Origin of the sequence: Dietzia sp. E1, assembly GCF_014145015.1 — a bacterium.
GTDB classification, from domain to species: Bacteria; Actinomycetota; Actinomycetes; order Mycobacteriales; family Mycobacteriaceae; genus Dietzia; species Dietzia cinnamea_A.
The window spans coordinates 1-1,914 of the sequence record NZ_JAALDU010000175.1; the positions used below are offsets into that span (position 1 = coordinate 1).

Consider the following 1,914-nt stretch of genomic DNA (forward strand, 5'->3'; position numbering starts at 1 on the left):
CGGACCCGGCGGGCGCGCCCGACGCGCCGAGCCTGCGCGTGCCCGCGGCGCCGCCCTCCGGCGTGCGTCTGGACAAGGTCGAGTGGAAGTCGGCCAACCGCGTGGCCCTGTGGGTGCAGTCCCCGGCCATGGAGCAGGCCGTGCAGGTGCAGCTGATGCTGCCCGCCCAGTGGAACGCCGACCCCGGCCGCACCTACCCGTCCCTGCTGCTGCTCGACGGGCTGCGTGCCCGCGACGACGCGAGCGGCTGGACGCTCGAGACCAAGATCTCCCAGTTCTTCGACGCCAAGAACGCGGTCGTCATCCTGCCGGTCGGCGGCGAGTCGAGCTTCTACACCGACTGGGTCTCCGACGCGAAGGGCGCGGCCTACCAGTGGGAGACGTTCCTCATGCAGGAGCTGCCCCCGCTGCTGGCGCGTGACTGGCGCGTCGGCGACAAGCACGGCGTGGCCGGGCTGTCCATGGGTGGTACCGCCGCCATGATGCTCGCCCAGCGCTACCCCGAGCACTTCCAGTTCGCGGCCAGCTACTCCGGCTTCCTCGACACCACCAGCTTCGGCATGCCCGAGGCCATCAAGGTGGCCATGCAGGACGCCGGCGGCTACCCGGCCGAGAACATGTGGGGGCCGCTCGGCTCGGAACGGTGGCAGGAGCAGGACCCCAAGCTCCACACCGAGAAGATGCGCGGGCAGAGCGTCTACGTCTCCGCGGGCAGCGGCAACACCGGACCGTGGGACCAGCCGTCCGGACTGCCGGACATCCCCACCAACTTCCCCGGCTACGGTCTCGAGCTGCTCTCGCGGATGACCACCCAGACCTTCGTCAACAAGGCGCGTGCCGAGGGCGTCGAGGTCACCGCGAACTTCCGCCCGTCCGGTACCCACACGTGGCCGTACTGGCAGTTCGAGATGACCCAGGCGTGGCCGCAGTTCGCCTCCGCGGTGGGCATCGAGAACGTCGAGGAGCCGTGCGCGGCGGAGGGAGAGATCGCCCGCGTGGCCGAGCGTCAGCCCGGGCTCGGGCCGTGCCTCACCGGCGAGTACGACGTCCGCGGCGGCAAGGCCACCGACTTCCGCTTCGGCCGCGTGTTCTGGTCGCAGGCCACCGGGGCCCACTCCGTCCTCGGGGCCATCGGCGCGGCCTACCAGGCCGAGGGCGGACCCGACGGCGTGCTCGGGCTGCCGACGTCCGGGGAGACGACCACCCCGGACGGGCGCGGCCGGTTCTCCACCTTCCAGAACGGCGTCATCTACTGGTCGCCCTCCACCGGCGCGCACGCCGTCCGCGGCGGCATCCGGGCGATGTGGCAGGAGCGCGGCGCGGAGCGCGGAGACCTCGGGTACCCGACCACCGACGAGATCACCAACCCCAACAAGCCGGGCGTCGTCCAGGGCTTCCAGGGAGGGACGGTCTACTGGTCGGAGGAGACGGGGCCCAAGGTCGTGGAGGGGGACATCCTCAAGGCCTACCGTGAGGCTGGGGCGGAGAACTCCGAGCTCGGCTACCCCGTGACCGACGAGATCGCGCTCGACACCCGGCGCGGCGCGTTCAGCCGGTTCCAGGGTGGCGCGATCTACTGGTCGCCGCGCACCGGCGCCCACGTCGTCCCCCGCGGCCCGGTGTTCGACGCCTGGGGCACGGTCGACTACGAGCGCGGCCGGCTCGGCTACCCGACCGGCCCGCTGCGCAACACCTCCGGCGGCCAGGTGATGGAGTTCGAGGGCGGTCGGATCGCCGTGTCCGGCGGCCGGGCGGAGATCTCGTGAGGACCCGCGCGCTCTCGCTCGGCGCCGCCCTGCTCGTCGCCGGCGGGATGCTCACCGCGTGCGGCGGAGGGGACTCGACGGTCTCCGGCGTACCGGACTCCGAGACGCTCGCCCCGCCGCCGGGCGGCGGCTCCGCCGGCGCCTCCCG

1 protein-coding gene is annotated in these 1,914 nt (G+C 72.9%); it reads left to right on the forward strand.

Annotation, left to right across the window (positions count from 1 at the left end):
- Nucleotides 1–1,766: alpha/beta hydrolase-fold protein (locus G6030_RS07175; protein ID WP_182642651.1), on the forward strand; the 1,766-nt coding region annotated here is incomplete at its 5' end.
- Between the last annotated feature and the right edge of the window lie 148 nt (nucleotides 1,767–1,914).